This is a genomic window from Ruegeria sp. CDSA141, from assembly GCF_059612005.1.
The window spans coordinates 127,479-145,093 of the sequence record NZ_JBXWPT010000003.1; the positions used below are offsets into that span (position 1 = coordinate 127,479).

General features: G+C 58.2%; 20 protein-coding genes. 13 read left to right on the top strand and 7 right to left on the bottom strand.

Annotated features, from left to right (window positions below; translation table 11 throughout):
- Positions 1-36 precede the first annotated feature (36 nt).
- Genes AC2FLP_RS07090 through AC2FLP_RS07115 form a run of 6 tightly spaced genes read left to right on the top strand, consistent with a single transcriptional unit; the run spans position 37 to position 5,242 of the window.
- Positions 37-924 (top strand): formate dehydrogenase accessory sulfurtransferase FdhD, encoded by an 888-nt coding sequence (locus AC2FLP_RS07090; protein ID WP_299899429.1) that lies wholly within the window; start codon positions 37-39, stop codon positions 922-924.
- A complete protein-coding gene (locus tag AC2FLP_RS07095) occupies positions 921-1,457 on the top strand; it encodes a hypothetical protein (protein ID WP_496682501.1) in 537 nt (178 codons plus the stop codon). Before AC2FLP_RS07090 ends, AC2FLP_RS07095 begins: the two co-directional genes overlap by 4 nt.
- Positions 1,454-2,098, top strand: coding sequence for a molybdenum cofactor guanylyltransferase MobA (gene mobA, locus AC2FLP_RS07100; protein ID WP_117870433.1), 645 nt, complete (start codon positions 1,454-1,456; stop codon positions 2,096-2,098). The genes AC2FLP_RS07095 and mobA overlap by 4 nt, the downstream gene beginning before the upstream one ends.
- The gene (gene mobB, locus AC2FLP_RS07105) at positions 2,095-2,586 is read left to right on the top strand and encodes a molybdopterin-guanine dinucleotide biosynthesis protein B (protein ID WP_117870431.1); all 492 of its coding nucleotides are present in this window, start codon (positions 2,095-2,097) and stop codon (positions 2,584-2,586) included. Before mobA ends, mobB begins: the two co-directional genes overlap by 4 nt.
- Before the next feature lie 20 nt (positions 2,587-2,606).
- Positions 2,607-4,652 (top strand): molybdopterin-binding protein, encoded by a 2,046-nt coding sequence (locus AC2FLP_RS07110; protein ID WP_496682763.1) that lies wholly within the window; start codon positions 2,607-2,609, stop codon positions 4,650-4,652.
- Positions 4,649-5,242, top strand: coding sequence for a GNAT family N-acetyltransferase (locus AC2FLP_RS07115; protein ID WP_496682504.1), 594 nt, complete (start codon positions 4,649-4,651; stop codon positions 5,240-5,242). Before AC2FLP_RS07110 ends, AC2FLP_RS07115 begins: the two co-directional genes overlap by 4 nt.
- On the opposite strand, the gene AC2FLP_RS07120 is transcribed toward AC2FLP_RS07115, so the two are convergent.
- The 3 genes from AC2FLP_RS07120 to AC2FLP_RS07130 all read right to left on the bottom strand — a co-directional run bounded on the left by AC2FLP_RS07120 (position 5,239) and on the right by AC2FLP_RS07130 (position 7,331).
- Entirely contained in the window at positions 5,239-6,234 is a 996-nt protein-coding gene (locus tag AC2FLP_RS07120) for a hypothetical protein (protein ID WP_496682506.1), read from the bottom strand. The two genes, AC2FLP_RS07115 and AC2FLP_RS07120, sit on opposite strands and share 4 nt — an antisense overlap.
- A gap of 14 nt (positions 6,235-6,248) precedes the next feature.
- Positions 6,249-6,719, bottom strand: coding sequence for a transcription elongation factor GreA (gene greA / locus AC2FLP_RS07125; RefSeq protein ID WP_117870427.1), 471 nt, complete (start codon positions 6,717-6,719; stop codon positions 6,249-6,251).
- 231 nt (positions 6,720-6,950) lie between these two features.
- Positions 6,951-7,331: a VOC family protein gene (locus tag AC2FLP_RS07130; RefSeq protein ID WP_496682510.1), complete on the bottom strand. Its 381-nt coding sequence runs from the start codon at positions 7,329-7,331 to the stop codon at positions 6,951-6,953.
- 87 nt (positions 7,332-7,418) lie between these two features.
- Here AC2FLP_RS07130 and soxR point away from each other — a divergent pair, with 87 nt between their 5' ends.
- The 4 genes from soxR (at position 7,419) to AC2FLP_RS07150 (ending at position 12,284) form a co-directional block, all read left to right on the top strand.
- On the top strand, positions 7,419-7,874 hold the full coding sequence (gene soxR, locus AC2FLP_RS07135; protein WP_117870423.1) for a redox-sensitive transcriptional activator SoxR: 456 nt from the start codon (positions 7,419-7,421) through the stop codon (positions 7,872-7,874).
- 136 nt (positions 7,875-8,010) lie between these two features.
- A complete protein-coding gene (locus AC2FLP_RS07140; RefSeq protein ID WP_117870421.1) occupies positions 8,011-9,657 on the top strand; it encodes an electron transfer flavoprotein-ubiquinone oxidoreductase in 1,647 nt (548 codons plus the stop codon).
- Between the two features lie 103 nt (positions 9,658-9,760).
- A complete protein-coding gene (locus tag AC2FLP_RS07145) occupies positions 9,761-11,473 on the top strand; it encodes a tetratricopeptide repeat protein (protein WP_496682512.1) in 1,713 nt (570 codons plus the stop codon).
- Complete coding sequence (locus AC2FLP_RS07150) at positions 11,463-12,284, top strand: 4-(cytidine 5'-diphospho)-2-C-methyl-D-erythritol kinase (RefSeq protein WP_299899200.1); 822 nt, start codon at positions 11,463-11,465, stop codon at positions 12,282-12,284. Before AC2FLP_RS07145 ends, AC2FLP_RS07150 begins: the two co-directional genes overlap by 11 nt.
- On the opposite strand, the gene AC2FLP_RS07155 is transcribed toward AC2FLP_RS07150, so the two are convergent.
- Entirely contained in the window at positions 12,277-13,275 is a 999-nt protein-coding gene (locus AC2FLP_RS07155) for a polyprenyl synthetase family protein (RefSeq protein ID WP_496682516.1), read from the bottom strand. The two genes, AC2FLP_RS07150 and AC2FLP_RS07155, sit on opposite strands and share 8 nt — an antisense overlap.
- Positions 13,276-13,331: 56 nt before the next feature.
- Between AC2FLP_RS07155 and AC2FLP_RS07160 the strand changes: the two genes are divergently transcribed.
- From AC2FLP_RS07160 to AC2FLP_RS07170, 3 genes are all read left to right on the top strand, one after another.
- A complete protein-coding gene (locus AC2FLP_RS07160) occupies positions 13,332-13,547 on the top strand; it encodes a putative signal transducing protein (RefSeq protein ID WP_299899196.1) in 216 nt (71 codons plus the stop codon).
- Positions 13,544-14,308 carry a tRNA1(Val) (adenine(37)-N6)-methyltransferase gene (locus AC2FLP_RS07165; RefSeq protein WP_496682518.1) on the top strand — a complete coding sequence of 255 codons (765 nt, stop codon included), beginning with the start codon at positions 13,544-13,546 and terminating at the stop codon, positions 14,306-14,308. The genes AC2FLP_RS07160 and AC2FLP_RS07165 overlap by 4 nt, the downstream gene beginning before the upstream one ends.
- A 130-nt stretch (positions 14,309-14,438) precedes the next feature.
- Positions 14,439-14,603: a YdcH family protein gene (locus AC2FLP_RS07170; RefSeq protein ID WP_083445267.1), complete on the top strand. Its 165-nt coding sequence runs from the start codon at positions 14,439-14,441 to the stop codon at positions 14,601-14,603.
- On the opposite strand, the gene yddG is transcribed toward AC2FLP_RS07170, so the two are convergent.
- From yddG to phbB, 3 genes are all read right to left on the bottom strand, one after another.
- The gene (yddG, locus tag AC2FLP_RS07175) at positions 14,600-15,466 is read right to left on the bottom strand and encodes an aromatic amino acid exporter YddG (RefSeq protein WP_117870409.1); all 867 of its coding nucleotides are present in this window, start codon (positions 15,464-15,466) and stop codon (positions 14,600-14,602) included. The two genes, AC2FLP_RS07170 and yddG, sit on opposite strands and share 4 nt — an antisense overlap.
- Positions 15,463-16,410 (bottom strand): transcriptional regulator GcvA, encoded by a 948-nt coding sequence (locus AC2FLP_RS07180; RefSeq protein ID WP_299899192.1) that lies wholly within the window; start codon positions 16,408-16,410, stop codon positions 15,463-15,465. Before AC2FLP_RS07180 ends, yddG begins: the two co-directional genes overlap by 4 nt.
- 298 nt (positions 16,411-16,708) lie before the next feature.
- Positions 16,709-17,431, bottom strand: coding sequence for an acetoacetyl-CoA reductase (phbB, locus tag AC2FLP_RS07185; protein ID WP_299899190.1), 723 nt, complete (start codon positions 17,429-17,431; stop codon positions 16,709-16,711).
- Between the last annotated feature and the right edge of the window lie 184 nt (positions 17,432-17,615).

The following is a 17,615-nucleotide window of genomic DNA, read 5'->3' on the forward strand; positions in this document are numbered from 1 at the left end:
GGTGATGCGTGCAGCAGTAACTGTCTTGGGAAGGGGTTGCAATTGGCCACGGAATTCGATCTGTCGGACTATCTTATCGCCCCTGAGCCGGGCGCGACACGCCTGACCCGCGCGGTTGAGGGCGTGGACCAGAACGGCGAAATCAACCAGATTTCGGTGGTCGAAGAGCGCCCGTTGACGATATTCCTCAACGCGCAGGAAATCGTGACAGCGATGACCATTGGCGATTACCCCGAATATCTGGCGCTGGGCTTTCTGCGCAATCAGGGGATGCTACTGGCGGATGACGAAATCACGCGCGTGGAATATGATGACGATCTTGAAACCGTGATCGTCCGCACTGCGCGCCAGACGTCTTACGAGGATAAGCTGAAGAAAAAGACGCGCACCAGCGGGTGTGCCGTAGGTACGGTGTTTGGCGACATGATGGAGGGTCTTGAGGACGTGCAACTGCCGCAGGTTCAGGTGCGTACTTCGTGGCTGTACGAACTGGCCTCGAAGATCAACCGCACCCCGTCGCTGTATCTCGAGGCCGGGGCAATCCACGGCACTGTCCTGTGCCGTGAAAACCGCCCGCTGGTGTATATGGAAGACGTGGGCCGCCATAACGCTGTCGACAAGATTGCAGGCTGGATGCTGTCCGAGAATGAGGCGGCGGAGGACAAGATTCTCTATACCACCGGTCGCCTGACATCCGAGATGGTGATCAAGACGGCAATGATGGGCATTCCGGTTCTGGCCTCCCGCTCAGGCTTCACCGCATGGGGTGTCGAGATCGCGCGCGAAGTCGGGCTGACGCTGATCGGCAGGATGCGCGGGCAGCGCTTTGTCTGCCTCTCGGGTGACGACCGTCTGCTGCGCGACGTAGACCCGTCTACCGTGTCAGGCGAGGACAAGAAACACCGCCGCAAAAGTGCAGGATGATTTTGGAAACTCTCAGACTCTTTTTCTTGATTGTTGTGACGGTCAGTATCTTACCGCTGAGCATTCTTGCTGCCCGAAACTATGCACGCAGCAAACGGACCATCGTAGACGGGATGGCACGGTTGGACGAGGAAACTCTGAATCGATTGGGATGGGACGCAAGAGACTATATCGGTACATTTGACCTGTTTGCCCCATTCCGGATGGGGTGGACAGCTAGGGGATTGGCGGTGAAAAAACAAAGCGCTGTATTGCAACGTATCCTCCTTCAAGGTTTGCCGGACTCAGTCGTATTACCCGACGAAATCCGACGATCACTCCGCAGGTATCGGTGCTATTTCTGGTCGTTTTTCGCGCCTATGGCGGTTTTGGTGCTGTTTCTCGCTTCCATTCGCTTCAGCCATGTTTTGGCCGACTTTTCCGGACTTCCTTTGAGCCTGTGTTTCATTTTGCTTGGTGCGGGCAATGGGGTTTGGATTTTTACACCGCTGGAGAAATTTCGAAAATGGCCGGATATCGAAGACCCATCATGACCAAACCGCTTGGCATAATTCTCGCAGGCGGGCAGGCCACACGTATGGGCGGTGGCGACAAAGGTCTGCTGCAGATTGGAAGGCAGAGCCTGCTGTACCATGTTATCGAACGTATCGCTCCACAGGTGAGTGGCCTGGCGTTGAACGCCAATGGAGACCCCGAGCGTTTCGCCGACCTGAACCTGCCCGTCCTGCCTGATACGATCAACGGATTTGCGGGCCCTCTGGCCGGTGTGCTGGCCGGGCTCGACTGGGCGGCAGGGCAGGGGGCAGACAGCATCGTGACGGTTGCCGCAGACACGCCATTCTTCCCGCGCGACCTGGTGGCGCGACTGACACAGGCTGCGGAAGGGCAGGTGCACCCTCTGGTGTTGGCCACCACGCCGCGTACGGGCGACGAGGCGCTGAAATCCGGCGGGGGCAAGCGGGTCAACCGACACCCGACCTTTGGGATCTGGCCCGTGGCGCTTCGCGATGATCTGCGGGGCGCGCTGATGGACGGGTTGCGCAAGGTGGTGATGTGGACTGACAAACATGACGGGCGCGAGGCTTTGTTCAACGCCGACCCGTTCGATCCGTTCTTCAACGTCAACACGCCTGAAGACCTGGACCGTGCCCGAACTTTGTTGGAGCAGGCATGAGGATCTATGGCGTCACGGGCTGGAAGAATACCGGCAAAACCGGGCTGATGGAACGGCTGGTGGCCGAGATCTCCAGCCGGGGTTTCTCGGTCTCTACGGTCAAACACGCGCATCACAGCGTCGATGTGGATCAACCGGGCACGGACAGTCACCGGCACCGCGTGGCAGGGGCCAGCGAGGTATTGCTTGCCTCAGGGCAACGCATTGCTCTGATGCAGGAATTGCGGGGCGCGCCTGAACCGCCCCTCGCCGAACTGTTGGCGCGGCTCTCGCCGGTCGATCTGGTGCTGGTCGAAGGGTTCAAGCGCGAGGACCACCCCAAGATCGAAGCGTATCGCGCCGCGGCGGGTAACGCGCTGATGGCACCTGAAAACGGCACCATCCGCGCGGTGGCCAGTGACACCGCGCTGGATCTGGATTGCCCGGTTTTTGATCTGAACGACACGGCTGGCGTCACGGATTTCATACTGAAAGAGGTCGAATTGTGAGCCTGTTCCAAACCTTTGCAATGGTGGATTGGTCTGGGGGGAACGACACCGGGCCGACCCCGCGCAAGGATGCGATTTGGGCCTGCATTGTACGTAATGGAAAAGTGTTTGACCCCGAATACCTGCGTAACAGGCTGGTTGCAGAGCAATGGTTGGATACTCTGATCCGAGCCGAACTGAAGGCCGGTCGCCGTCTGCTTCTTGGGTTCGATTTTCCTTTTGGATATCCTTGCGGATTCGCCCGCGCGATGACCGGTACGGACGATCCGCTGGCTTTGTGGGACTGGTTCGACCAACATATCGAGGATTCCCCGAAGGCCAACAATCGCTTTGATCTGGCGGGTCGGATCAACTTGCGGTTTGGTGGTCTCGGCCCGTTCTGGATGAACGGATTGCGCCGAGATATTGACGGTCTGCCGCGTACCAAAACGGGCTATTCAAACCCGTTCCCGGACCGCCGTGTCGTTGAGACTCTGGCAAAAGGCAGCTTCACTTGCTGGCAGATGGCAGGGGCAGGCGCGGTTGGCGGACAAGTTATGATGGGATTGCCAGTTCTGAACCGGCTTCGCCACCGGTTTGCCGGGCAAGTCTCTGTCTGGCCGTTCGAGCCGCTGGATAAACCCGTCGCCTTCGTGGAAATCTGGCCGTCTTTATCCCTTGGCGCGGCACCGGATGGACGGATCAAGGACGCTTGGCAGGTTGAACAGGTTGCCTTGACTCTGTCGCGTCTGACAGAGCAGGAGTTGGATGCACAATTGAACGTCTCAGCGGCAGAGGAAGGTTGGATATTGGGTGTGCCTCAGGACAAGCCGAACATAGCCCCGCCTCCGTTGCGGAACGATTGTTTTGCGTTGCCTGCCGGCGTCAACTGGACACCGGTCGATGACGCTCTGGCCTATTTGCGCGACAGGCTGCACCCGATCAAGTCAGTTGAGACGGTTGCGCTGAACAACACGAGCGGGCGCATTCTGGCCGGGGATGTGGTCGCCCGACGCTCGAACCCGCCGTTACCGAATACGGCTGTGGATGGGTTCGGGTTTGCTGGCCCCGCCCCCGATGGCCCACAGATCATGCCATTGATTGACGGGCGTGCGGCGGCGGGAATTCCGTTCGACGGTGACGTGCCTCAAGGCCGGGCATTGCGCGTGCTGACGGGTGCGGCGCTGCCTGACGGGGTGGATACGGTTATTCTGGAAGAGGATGTCACGGTCAAAGACGGCCACATTGCTTTCCACGGCCCGCTTAAAAAAGGCGCAAATACACGGCGCGCGGGAGAGGACGTGACCGCAGGCGATATCGCTCTTCCTGCCGGGCGCAGGGTGACCCCCGCCGATCTTGCGCTGCTGTCTGCCGTGGGGATTGCCGAAGTTAACGTGCGCAAACCGCTTCGCGTGGCTGTAGTGTCCACGGGCGATGAACTGGTCGAAGCCGGAGAGCGCGCTGGTCCGGGTCAGATTTTCGACGCCAATCGCCCGATGCTGCTGTCATTGATCGATCGGATGGGGTTCGTGCCCGTGGATATGGGGCGTGTTTCGGATGATCGGGACGCCTTGCGGGATCGATTGAACCAGTCCGCAGAACAGGCGGATGTGATTTTGACCAGTGGTGGCGCGTCAGCAGGCGACGAGGACCACGTCTCAGCCCTGTTGCGTCAGGCCGGGGCGATGCAGCACTGGCGCATTGCGTTGAAGCCCGGGCGGCCGCTGGCTCTGGGTTTGTGGTCCGGCGTGCCGGTGTTTGGCCTGCCCGGTAACCCGGTTGCGGCCATGGTCTGTCTTTTGATCTTCGCGCGCCCGGCTTTGGGGTTGATGTCCGGCGAAGGCTGGGCTGAACCGCAGGGTTTCGAAGTGCCTGCCGCCTTTGAAAAGCGTAAAAAACCGGGTCGCCGGGAATATCTGCGCGCCAGAATGCGCGATGGGCGGGCCGAAGTCTTCCACTCGGAAGGGTCAGGCCGGATCAGTGGTCTCAGCTGGGCTGAAGGGTTGATCGAAATCGAGGACGGTGCGCGTCACGTCAAACCGGGCGATATGGTCCGTTTCCTCCCGTATGGAAGTTTCGGGTTGTGACGGTCACGATTTCCAGAGAGTTCGCCGATCAGGAACGCGCGCAAGCGGCGGCCCTGTTCTGGCAGGCATTTTCGGCCAAGCTGGGCAAAGTCATGGGTCCGGACGAAAAAGGATTGGCTTTCTTTGAAATCGCATTGAACCCGGATTTCGCGCTGGTTGCGCGGGATGAAACGGGCCGGGTGCTGGGTCTGGCGGGTTTCAAGACACGTGACGGCTCTTTTGCGGGGGGCAATATGTCCGACCTGGCGCGGGTCTATGGCTGGTTCGGGGCTATCTGGCGCGCTTTGGTTCTGAGCGTGCTGGAGCGCGAGCTGAAACCGGGCGTGTTCCAGATGGATGGTATTTTTGTCGCTGCCGAGGCGCGCGGCAAAGGAGTGGGCACGGCATTGCTGAATGCCATCAAGTGCGAGGCCCGCAACCACAACATGTCAGAGGTTCAGCTTGATGTCATCGACACAAACCCCCGGGCCCGTAGCTTGTACGAGCGCGAGGGGTTTCTGCCTTTGGGTCAAGAAAAAACCGGACCGCTGAAGTATCTGTTCAATTTCAGCAGTGCGACCAAAATGTCGTGGGTTGTCAGGCCGGATTAATCAAACGTGCCTGCCACGCGACCCAGCAACATGAATGCGCGTGCCGTTCGGGTTTCACCCAATTCACTCAGTTCCGCATCGCTTGCCGTGGGTTCGAACTCGGCCATCATCTTGTCAAACCGACGCAGGAAATGGTGAGCGGCGTCGCGGAAAATCGGGTCCTGTTTCATTCGGGCTGCCGTCAGTGCAAGTGAAGATCTGTCGCGTACACCCCCCAGCGCCGCCACAGCGCGCCCGCGTGTGCCCTGGGCGAACTGGCGCCAGATTTCTGGCCGGGCCATGTCGGGGCGCAGGTCATCCATGTAGATGCCTTCCTGGCTGAGCAGCGTCAGAACATCCTGCGAAGCTTGCACAAGCTGTGCCGTCTTGCGGTCCTTCAATGCAACACGCAGTGCATTGAACCCCTCGGTGTCGTCCTGCGTTTCGGGGAAATTCAGTGCGCGGATGAAAACCTGGGTACTCAGTGGTGAAGTGATCTCTTCCGCAGGTGTCCCAAGTTCCAACGAGGTCTGGTCGCCCTGAGCGGAAGGCTGCGCCGCTGCGGCAGAGCGCGCGGTGCGTTTGCTCGAGAACGTTGCCAAGGCGTCTTCGGTTTTCCGTGTGGCCGCAGCGATTTCGTCCAGCTTTTTGGTTACCGCGGGTTCATAAGTGCTGGAGGCGCGTTGCTGCTGCGCCACATAGGCTTGTCGGATCGCGTCAATTGCTGTTTGCAGGCGTTCGCTTTCCTCTCGCATCACCCGACTGGCACGCATCGCAGTGGCTGCAACCCAGATCATTGCCACAGGCATGAATACAGCCAGAAAGGTGACGACAAAGCCACCGTTCTGCCCCTGGCCGGGCAGCACGAGAAAGACGACCGACACCATCAGCCAGATCAGGCTGAGCACCAGTGCGGCAATCTCGATTTCGGTGACAGCCGGAGTCTTCGGGCGATCATAGATGCCCAGCGACGTCGGCTTTTCGGTTTCCGGGTCAGGTTTTGGCCCCGACATTACATGCGCTCCGGTCAGGCGTACTCGATACTCAGGATTTCGTAAGAGCGCACGCCGCCGGGTGTACGCACTTCGACACTGTCCCCTTCATCTTTGCCGATCAGGGCGCGGGCGATAGGGGATTTGATGTTCAGCAGGCCGTTTTCGATATTGGCCTCGTATTCACCAACGATCTGCCAGGTCTTTTCTTCCTCGGTATCTTCGTCGACCAACGTAACCTTTGCGCCAAATTTGACTGCGCCGGTCAACTTGGACGGGTCAATGACGTCGGCAAGCGACAGGATACCTTCCAGTTCCTTGATGCGACCTTCGATGAAGCCCTGTTTTTCGCGGGCAGAATGATATTCGGCGTTTTCCTTCAGGTCGCCCAGTTCCCGCGCCGATGCGATCGCTTCGATGATCGCCGGGCGTTCAACGGATTTGAGATTCTTCAGCTCAGCCGCGAGCGCGGCATTGCCCGCAGGCGTCATCGGGATCTTTTCCATACTCTCTACGTCCACGCATAAATTGAGTCGCCCCGCCGCACAGGAGCGTCGGGGCGAGTGTTAGGTTGGCAGTTACCTGACCCAAATGCCACGTGAATTGCAAGAGGTGTCAGCACCAGCAGCGATCAATTCGCGACTTCGCGCCGTTTTGATTTAGGATGGGGCCTGTGCCGATGATCGGGATGCCGCGACCTGCGCCAACGCTGCGACGGGGTGCAAAGCCAAATCATCTCAATCATATTGCACCACTTCGAACTCGATGCCGTTATCATCCCTGAAATAGAAACGACGTCCAGGTTCGTAATCGGCGTGGTTGTGGGGTTCGAACCCCATATCGCGCACTTTGGCTTCGGTCGCATCGATGTCTTCGACCAGCACGCCAACATGGTTCAGCCCTCCGATCACATCGTAGCTGCTTTCATCCGACTGTTTCGGGTCGTCAGGTTTATACAGCGCCAGATACGTATGGGCCGAGCCGACATGCACAGTGTAGCCACCGGCAATTGCAGGGCCTTCCCAACGGGTTTTCCAGCCAAAGACTTTTTGCATCCAACCGGCCGAGGCCTGTGGGTCGCGGACTGTGAAATTGGTGTGTTCAAGCGTCGCCATCATGGGATCTCCTGTGTTTTTTTGGCTTGTCCCGACTCACCGTAATTTCTAAACCTAACTTTAGGTCAAGGTGATTTTTGTGAGCGTGTGATGGCTGTTTCAGAGGGGCTGGCGATTGGCGCATTGGCCCGGCGCACAGGGCTGGCCGTGTCGGCCATCCGGTATTACGAAGCACAGGGTCTGATTTCGCCCTGGCGCAACGCGGGCGGGCAGCGACGTTACCAACGGGCGGATATTCGGCGGCTGAGCTTTGTCATGATTGCGCAGCAGTTCGGCCTGACCCTGCCTGAAATCCGTGAGGTGTTGTCGGGCCTGCCGGGAAATCGCACACCGACGCCGCAGGACTGGAAGGCCATTAGTGTACAGCTTCGGGCCCATCTGGATCAGCGAATCGATACCCTGACGCGGTTGCGCGACAACCTCGATGGCTGCATCGGGTGTGGGTGTCTGAGCTTGCCGAAATGTGCGCTCTATAATCCCGATGACCGCGCAAAATCGAATGGTAGCGGTCCCAGATACCTGATGGGGGACACACCGGAAGGTTGATGTGTCGAATAGCCCTCTTGTTACGCCGTGTTTCGATTGACCAATGTCTTTGAGACCATGTAATCAGCCGTGAAACAAAATTGCGCAGATCATGCGGTGACAGCGCCAATTCGGAAAGTTAGCTAGGGAGCCCGCGATGGCCGAGATTGAACGCGAAGCGATGGAATATGACGTGGTGATCGTGGGTGCAGGTCCTGCGGGCCTGTCTGCGGCCATCCGTTTGAAACAGCTGGATGCCGACCTGAACGTTGTGGTTCTGGAAAAAGGTTCGGAGGTTGGCGCGCATATCCTGTCGGGCGCGGTTCTCGACCCGTGTGGTCTGGATGCTCTGATCCCGGACTGGAAGGAAAAAGGCGCGCCGCTGAATGTACCGGTCAAGGACGACAAGTTCTACATGCTGGGTGAGGCGGGTCAGGTCCGTATCCCGAACTTCCCGATGCCGCCCCTGATGCACAACCACGGCAACTACATCGTGTCGATGGGCAATGTCTGCCGCTGGATGGCCGAACAGGCCGAGGAACTGGGTGTCGAGATCTTCCCGGGCATGGCGTGCTCGGAAATGGTCTATGGCGAAAATGGCGAGGTCAAAGGCGTGGTTGCCGGTGTCTTCGGTCTGGAACCAGACGGTTCCTATGGCCCCAACACGGAACCGGGGATGGAGCTGCACGGCAAATACGTGTTCCTGTCGGAAGGCGTCCGGGGTTCTCTTTCCAAGGAAGTGATTGCCAAATACGATCTGTCTGCCGGCAAAGAGCCGCAGAAATACGGTGTCGGCATGAAAGAGATCTGGGAGATCGACCCGGCCAAGCACAAGGAAGGCAGCGTCACGCACACAATGGGCTGGCCGTTGGGCAGCAACGCAGGCGGCGGTTCGTTCATTTACCATCTTGAAAACAATCAAGTTTACGTCGGCTTCGTTGTTCACCTGAACTACAAGAACCCGCACCTGTATCCCTACATGGAATTCCAGCGGTTCAAGCACCACCCGATGGTTGCTGATCTGCTGAAAGGTGGCAAGCGCGTCGCCTACGGGGCCCGCGCGATCACTGAAGGCGGCTATCAGTCAATGCCACAGCTGGTAGCTCCGGGCGTGGCGCTGTTGGGCTGTTCGGCGGGCATGGTCAACGTGCCGCGCATCAAAGGCAACCACAACGCGATGCTGTCGGGCAAAGCTGCGGCCGAAGCTGCTTATGACGCCATCAAGGCCGAGCGTTCGGGCGATGAACTGACGGCTTACGAGACTGAAGTTCGTAATGGTGCGATTGGTTCCGACCTGAAAAAGGTTCGCAATGTCAAGCCGATGTGGTCGAAGTGGGGCCTGACCGCCAGCCTGATGTTGGGTGGTCTGGACATGTGGACCAACACATTTGGCTTTTCACTGTTCGGTACGCTGGGTCACGGCAAAAACGATGCAGAATCTACCGAAGAAGCCAGTAAGCACCAGCCAATCGATTATCCGAAGCCGGATGGAACGCTGTCTTTCGATCGTTTGACGAATGTGTCGTTCGCAGCGACCAACCACGAGGAAAGCCAGCCCTGCCATTTGCGTCTGACCAATCCTGATATCCCGGTAAAGGTCAACCTGCCCAAGTTCGACGAACCGGCGCAGCGTTATTGCCCGGCAGGTGTATATGAGATGGTCGAAGACGAAGACGGTCCGCGATTCGTGATCAATTTCCAGAACTGTGTTCACTGCAAAACCTGCGACATCAAGGATCCCAGTCAGAACATCACCTGGACCACACCGCAGGGCGGTGACGGACCAAACTATCCGAACATGTAAGCAAAAAACGGGCAATGGCAGCGTCATGAAGGCTCTGCCATTGCCTCTTGCCTGCCGAAGCCCTAGCTTAACCTTCAGTCAACGATAGCAAGGCAGGATTTCGGTGGTTTCCCTGGTTCGTCGCGCGGCTTTGTCCGTGCTTCTCATGTCGTCGGTCGCAGTCCCGGCCTATTCGGAATCGAGTGCCGGATCATATCTGGCCGGGCGACAGGCGATTTACGAAAGCGACTATTCTGCCGCTGAACGGTACTACGCTCAGGCCCTCAGGTTTGATCCCCAAAATGCGCTGCTGCTGGAAAGTGTTGTAGTTGCCCGCATCGCTTTGGGGGAAGTGGCCCGCGCGCTGCCTGTCGCCCAGCAGATCGAGAAAGCCAACTTGCCCAGCCAGGCTGCGCGAATGGTGATATCGGTCAATTTGATTGCCCAGGGAAAATTTGACGAACTACTGGCCCGTGACCCTGAAACACAGGGTGTCGGTCCTCTTGTTGATGGCCTGATGATCGCCTGGGCTTATCTGGGACAAGGTGAGATGACGAAGGCGATGGATCAGTTCGATTCTGTCGCCACTCAGGATGGCCTCAGGGAATTCGCGCTTTATCACAAGGCGATGGCATTGGCGTCTATCGGTGATTTCGAAGGCGCAGAGGCGATACTTGCGGACAATGATGGAACGGTTGCCCGATTCTCGCGTCGGGCTGCGTTGGCCCGCACCGAGATTTTGTCGCAGCTTGATCGCAACGAGGACGCCATTCAGTTTCTGGACGAGGTGTTTGTGGCAGGCAGTGACCCGACCATCGAGACCTATTTGAGCCAATTGGAAGCAGGAGAAACCTTGCCGTTCACTCATGTCCGATCCGCTCAGGACGGCATGGCCGAAATATTCTTTACCGTCGGTGCCGCGTTGAACAGCGAAGCTTCAGCCGACTATGTTCTGCTGTACACGCGCTTGGCCAGTTTCCTGCGACCCGATCATGTGGACGCCATTTTGCTGAGTGCAGATCTGCTGGAAAACTTGCAGCAATATGATTTGGCGGTTGAGGCGTACCGTCTGGTCCCAGCGGACAGCAACGATCACCACGCGGCCGAATTGGGCCGGGCCGAAGTTTTGGACCGTTCTGGAAAAACCGATGCCGCCGTCGAAGTGTTGCAAAACCTGGCTGCGCAAAACCCCGACTTGCCGGGTGTGCACGTCGCTTTGGCAGACCTGCAGCGGCGACAGGAAAACTATGCGGCCGCGGTGGCCTCTTACGACACTGCGATTGCCCTGACGGATAGTGCAGCGGGTGGGAACTGGTTCCTGCATTACGCGCGTGGAATCAGCCATGAAAGGCTGAAGCACTGGGATCAGGCCGAAGCTGATTTCCGCCGGGCGCTGGAGCTGAACCCGGATCAGCCCCAGGTTCTGAACTATCTGGGTTATTCGCTGGTTGAGCGCAAAGAAAAGCTGGACGAAGCACTGGACATGATCGAACGCGCTGTAGCTGCTCGTCCGGATAGCGGCTACATCGTGGACAGTCTGGGTTGGGTTCTGTTCCGTCTGGGGCGTTACGACGAGGCCGTCGAACACATGGAGCGTGCGGTTGAGCTAATGCCGGTTGATCCGGTGGTCAATGATCATCTGGGTGACGTCTATTGGGCTGTCGGGCGCGCACGTGAGGCCGAGTTCCAGTGGAGCCGCGCCTTGTCCTTTATCGACCCGGAAGATGCCGATGGCGAAGCTGATCCCGATCGCATCCGGCGCAAGATCGAAGTCGGGCTGGATGCCGTCTTGGCCGAAGAAGGTTCGGAGCCATTGAAAGTCGCCAATGGAAATTAAGGCGTTTGCGCCCGCCAAGATCAACCTGACCCTACATGTCACAGGCCATCGTGAGGACGGTTATCACCTGTTGGATTCGCTGGTGGTTTTCGCTGATCTGGGTGATCAGCTGACATTCAGACCCGGTCCAGAGCTGTCTTTGGACGTGCGTGGCGAGTTTGCCGATGGAGTACCCTCAGACCGTCGAAATCTGGTCTGGAAAGCGGCTGAGGGCGTTGGTTGGACCGGGCATATCGACCTGAGAAAATCTCTGCCGCATGGGGCGGGCATCGGGGGTGGCTCTTCGGATGCTGCCGCAACACTTGGGACTTTGGCAGGGCAGGGTTGCGACATCCCGCCGGAGCTGCCGTTGACACTGGGGGCAGATGTACCCGTCTGCCTGAAGGGCTGGGCGATAAGAATGCAGGGCATTGGCGATCGGTTGGCGGCGGTGAACCTTCCGCACCTGCCCGCCCTTTTGGTCAACCCGAATGTACAGGTGCCGACAGGTGCCGTTTTCGACGCGCTAGCGTCCAGAGACAATCCGCCGATGCCTGAGGTTATCCCGGATTTTGCAAGCGCTGACGATTGCGCCCAGTGGCTGGGCGAACAGCGCAATGATCTGCAAGTGCCTGCCATGGGTGTTGCGCGTGAGATTGAACAGGTGCTGGACGAGCTGAACATGACCAATCGCGCTCTGGTGGCGCGCATGTCAGGGTCAGGATCAACTTGCTTTGCGCTTTATCCGACGATGAAAGATGCGCATTTCGCGGCGTATGATATCGGCGCAGCCCATCCCGATTGGTGGTGCCGTGCCACGCAGCTTAACTGAGGCGCGAAACCACGTAGTCGGCCAGTTGGCGCAGCAGACTGCGAACTTCGTGGTCCGGCAATACAGCCAAAGCGGTTTTGGCTTTATTTGCCCAACCTAAAGCATCTTGCCGGGTTTCTTCGAGCGTGGCGTATTTGTTCATCAGACCCAGCGCGTGATCCAGATCACCGTCCTGCTGCCAGCCTTTTTCAATCGTACGCTCCCAAAAGGCGCGTTCTTCCGGCGTGGCTTGCGCCACGGCCTTGATGACAGGCAGGGTCAGTTTCCGTTCACGGAAGTCATCGCCAACGTTTTTTCCGGTCGTTTTGCTGTCGCCCTGATAATCCAGCAGATCATCGGCAATCTGGAACGCGATGCCCAATGAATCGCCATAGTCGAAAAGCGCTTGGATCTGCTCTTCCGAGGCGCCTGCGATCACACCGCCCACCTCGGTTGCGGCCGAGAACAATGCCGCCGTCTTACCACGCACAACCTGTAGATAAACGTTTTCATCCGTACGCAGATCGGTTGCGGCTGTCATTTGCAGCACTTCGCCTTCGGCAATTGTTGCAGAGGCATTGGCAAGGATGTCCAGAACCCGAAGCGAACCCGTTTCGACCATAAGCTGGAAACTGCGTGAAAACAGGTAATCGCCAACCAGAACACTGGACTTGTTGTCCCACAGCAGATTGGCGGTCGGGCGGCCGCGTCGCTGCGCGCTCTCATCCACTACGTCGTCATGCAGCAGGGTGGCGGTGTGGATGAACTCGACCGTCGCCGCAAGGCGCAGGTGGTGGTCGCCGGAATAGCCAAACAGGCGTGCTGCGGCCAATGTCAGCATCGGGCGCAGGCGTTTTCCACCGGCTTCGACCAGGTGCTGCGTCACTTCCGGGATACGTGGCGCATGGTCCGACGCCATCCGCGTACGGATCAGCCCGTTCACGGCCTCCATCTCGCCCGCCAGAATTTCGGCCAGGCGCTCATGCGGTTTCGAGATCATGTCGACGGTCATCACACTCCTGATACAAGGCTCGACTTCCGCCTCGCCTTGCCCTTACATCCATCCCCATGAAAGAACTATTGCGCAGTACCGATCCGACGATCCTAGCCTTTGCATCCGCTCTCCTTGAGGGCGAGGATATAGACTGCTTTCAGATGGACGTAAATATGAGCATCCTCGAAGGCGGTATCGGAATCTTTCCCCGACGTCTGATGGTTCGGACCGAAGACCTTACCCGAGCCGAGCGCGTGATGCGCGATAACAAGATCCCGCTGGGCCGATGACGCGCTTCAAAGACAGTGAACTGACGTGCAACGATTTCCTGGGTGGTCGGGTGCGATTGCTGCAACCTGCGTCAGGTTACCGCGCCGGGGTAGACCCTGTTTTGCTGGCTGCATCCGTCCCTGCCAAGGCCGGACAGTCCGTGCTGGAGCTGGGATGCGGCGCGGGGGCTGCCATTCTGTGCCTGTCCGCGCGGGTACCGGGGCTGCAAATGGTTGGGGTCGAATTGCAGCCTGCCTATGCAGATCTGGCGCGCCGAAATTCGGAAATCAACGGCTTTGATATGGACGTGATTGAGGCAGACCTGAACGCTTTGCCTGATGATGTTCGACAGCGCCACTTTGATCACGTTATTGCGAACCCGCCCTATTACCGTGCAGGGGCGCATAGCCCCGCCTGTGACACGGGGCGGAGCATTGCCCTGGGCGAAGAGACTCCGCTGATCGACTGGATCGCCGTGGCGGCCAAACGCCTTGCCCCTCGGGGGTTTCTGCACATGATCCAAAAAGCTGATCGTCTTCCCGATATGCTGACGGCCTGTCAGGGGAAGCTGGGTTCAATGGAGGTGCTGCCGCTCAGCGCGCGGGCGGGCCGCCAGGCCGAGTTGGTCATCCTGAGCGCCCGCAAAGGGGGACGCGCGGCATTTCGCCTCCATGCGCCTTTGATTCTGCACGCAGGTGAGCGCCACGAAAAAGACGGTGAAAGCTATACCGAGGCGGTCTCTGCCGTGCTTCGGCAGGCCGCCCCTTTGCCTCGGATCTGATGCCATCGGCAATGACCAGCCGAATTTGTCGGATTTATTACAGATTCTGTGCGTCTGCAGCGTGACAGTGTGGAAACGATGTGGTCAAATTCTTACGTGACATACAGACACGTAAACAAGGAGGATCGCAATGAGCGTGAGCGCACATCTGACGGAACTGAAGAAAAAGCACGAATCTCTCGGTCTAGAAGTGGAACAAGCCCAACGCTCGCCAGGCATCGATGATCTCCACATAGCTCAGCTGAAAAAACAGAAGCTCAAGCTGAAAGAAGAGATCGAGCGCCTGTCTGCTTAAGTTTTCAGGCTTGCGCGGGCCGCTATCAAGGCCCCGCCGGTAATCAGGAAAGCCGCGATCGCAAGCCCCCAAGATGGGGCGGCGATCCCGGCCGCCACCAAAGCTAGGGTCGACAATAACGGGGCCGCATATGATGAGGTTCCGAGGATTTGTATGTCGCCTTGCTTTACACCAATATCCCAGACGTAAAACGCCAACCCGACTGGTCCAAGGCCGAGTGCCAGCACCGACGCCCAGCCCAGTGCCGTATCGGGCAATACAGTGTCTTCCACCGCCAGGTGCAGCAGCCCCGAGGCGAGCGCAGCCGCAAGGCAGAATACCGCCACGGAACTTGTCGGCGTGCCCTCCAATTTGCGCGATAGAACCGAGTAGCCCGACCATGTCAGTGCGCAGAGCAAGGCCAACGCATACCCCGGCAGGTATTGGGCCTGAAAGCCTGCACCGCCGCCTCCGGCGATGATCACAGCGGCCCCGGAAAACCCAAGACAGGCGCCGATCAGGTGACCGATACGCAGGTGTTCACCTGGCAAAAGTCCCGACAAAAGCACAATGAGCAGAGGCCAGAGATAAGCGATCAGCCCAGCCTCGGCAGCCGGTGCCATGCGCAGAGCTGAAAAATACAGCGCGTGATAGCCAAATAGGCCCAATGCGCCAAAAAGGTAAGTTGTCCAGGGGACCTGCTTCAAACCGCTCAGACCACCTGTTGCCGCCGCCCAGATCAGTCCAAGCGCCCCGCCGATCGAAAAACAGATCGTGTTCAGCAGCAGCGGCGGCGTGGGTGCCGACCCAACAGTGAACAACGCCAGTAAGGCCCACAGCAAGACGGCCACGAAACCTATGGCCGTTGCACGCATTTTGGTCATGGGGAGGAAACCTCTTCAATCGGAACGATTTTGAACTCATCCGATATATGCGCGGTTTTTTCAATCTCGGCCAGGAACCAATCGCGAAACGCTGCGATCTGAGGTTTGTTTTCAGCCCCCGGCAGGCAAAGAAACCGGAACCGGCCTAGGGTTTCCAGGGCCACTTTGAAAGGCGCAACCAAGCGGCCTTCGGTCAAGTCCTTGAGAATCATGGCGCGCCGCCCCAGTGCGACGCCAACCCCGGCAACAGCCGCGTCAATCGCGTGATCAGCATTAGAAAAATGTGCGCCATGGGTCGGAGTAAAGTCCATTCCCACGGCACGGAACCAGGCGGGCCAATCGCAGGGCGGAGTCAAAAAACTGATCGAATCGTCATGGATCAACGGCGCCTCTTGAAGGCTTTCCGGCGTGGTGAATTGTTCCGCAAGTTCCGGGGTCATGACAGGGGTCAGCCATTCCTTTCTGACGGGAACGGAATACAGCCCGTCATCCGCCGAATTCCCGAACCGGATGGCGACGTCCACGTCGTCTCGCTCCAGATCCATGTTGCGCAGCGTGGCCGAGAATTTCAGATCGATCTCGGGATGCGCCCGAGCAAATTCGTAGAGCCGTGGCGCCAGCCACTTGGCGGTCAAAGCTGGACCTGCAGTGACGGTCAGGCTTGTGCCATCTTCCTGTCTGCGCACTGCGCGCCACGCGGATTGCAATGTGGCAAACCCTTCTGCCGCACCGGGCGCGAGGGCACGGCCCGCCTCGGTCAGTTCTACGGCGCGGTTCAGGCGGCGAAACAGCGGCCGTCCAAGGTGTTCTTCTAGCGATTTGATCTGAAAGGACAGGGCGGCTGGCGTCACATGCAGCTCTTCCGCCGCCTTCGCGAAAGACATGTGCCGGGCTGCGGCGTCAAAAGCGCGCAGCGCGGTCAGCGGTGGAAGATAGTCGCTCATAGTGAAGTAAATCTTAACTGAAGATCCAAGAAAGCTCGTTTGTCTCTTTCTTTCGTAACCCTCATATTCACATCAGGTCAAATAAAACTGATTTGAAAAGGAGACTGCCATGATCGAGATGACGACAAATCCCGCCGCCCAAATGGCGATCCTGCGCGCCCATCAAGAGCGCAGCCGGGTGGTCTGGCAGTTTTGGGGATGGGTATTCGGTTCCCGCTGATCGCAGCGCGCGCGATCTTACGGTATTTCAAAGGGCCGGCCCAAAGGGACCGGCCCGCTTTTTCTTTCCAAGTCTGGATCAGACGAAGAATTGCGCACCGTTGGCCGAAATCGTCGAGCCGTTGATGAACTGCGAATCATCCGAGGCCAGGAAAACCACACAACGCGCAATTTCCTCTGGCTCACCCAGACGTCCGGCCGGGATCTGGCCGATGATGGACTCGCGCACTTTCTCAGGCACAGCCATGACCATTTCAGTTGCGATATAGCCGGGGCAGATTGCGTTGGCAGTGATGCCCGCTCGCGCGCCTTCCTGCGCCAGAGACTTCACGATGCCCAGATCGCCCGCCTTGGTCGCAGCATAGTTCACCTGAGCGAATTGTCCTTTCTGACCGTTGATCGAGCTGATGACGATGACACGACCGAACTTGCGCTCGCGCATGCCGGGCCAGACGGGGTGTACGGTGTTGAACACACCGGTCAGGTTGGTGTCGATCACGTCCTTCCACTGGTCGGGAGTCATTTTGTGGAACGGAGCATCGCGGGTGATGCCTGCATTGGCGACAACGATATCGATGGGGCCAACCTCGGCTTCGACCTGTTCGATGCCTACTTTGGATTCGTCGTAATCGGCGACGTTCCATTTGTAGGTCTTTATACCGGTTTCTTCGGTAAATTTTGCGGCGGCTTCGTCATTCCCTGCATAGGTGGCCGCAACGTTATACCCTTCGGCTTTGAGCGCCTTGGAAATTGCTGCGCCAATGCCGCGGGAACCGCCGGTTACGAGTGCTGTTCGTGCCATTTATGACTCCTTCAATTTTAGTCGTCTTGGTAATGCTGTTACTCTGAGAGATGATCGTGCGCAATATTGTTTCGTCATGAATTTCAGATTCCGGGCGGCAATATCGTCGCATCCAAGAGGTAGAACCTCAATGTAACAAAAAAGGCGCCCAACTGGGCGCCTATTTCTATTTGATTGTCAAAGC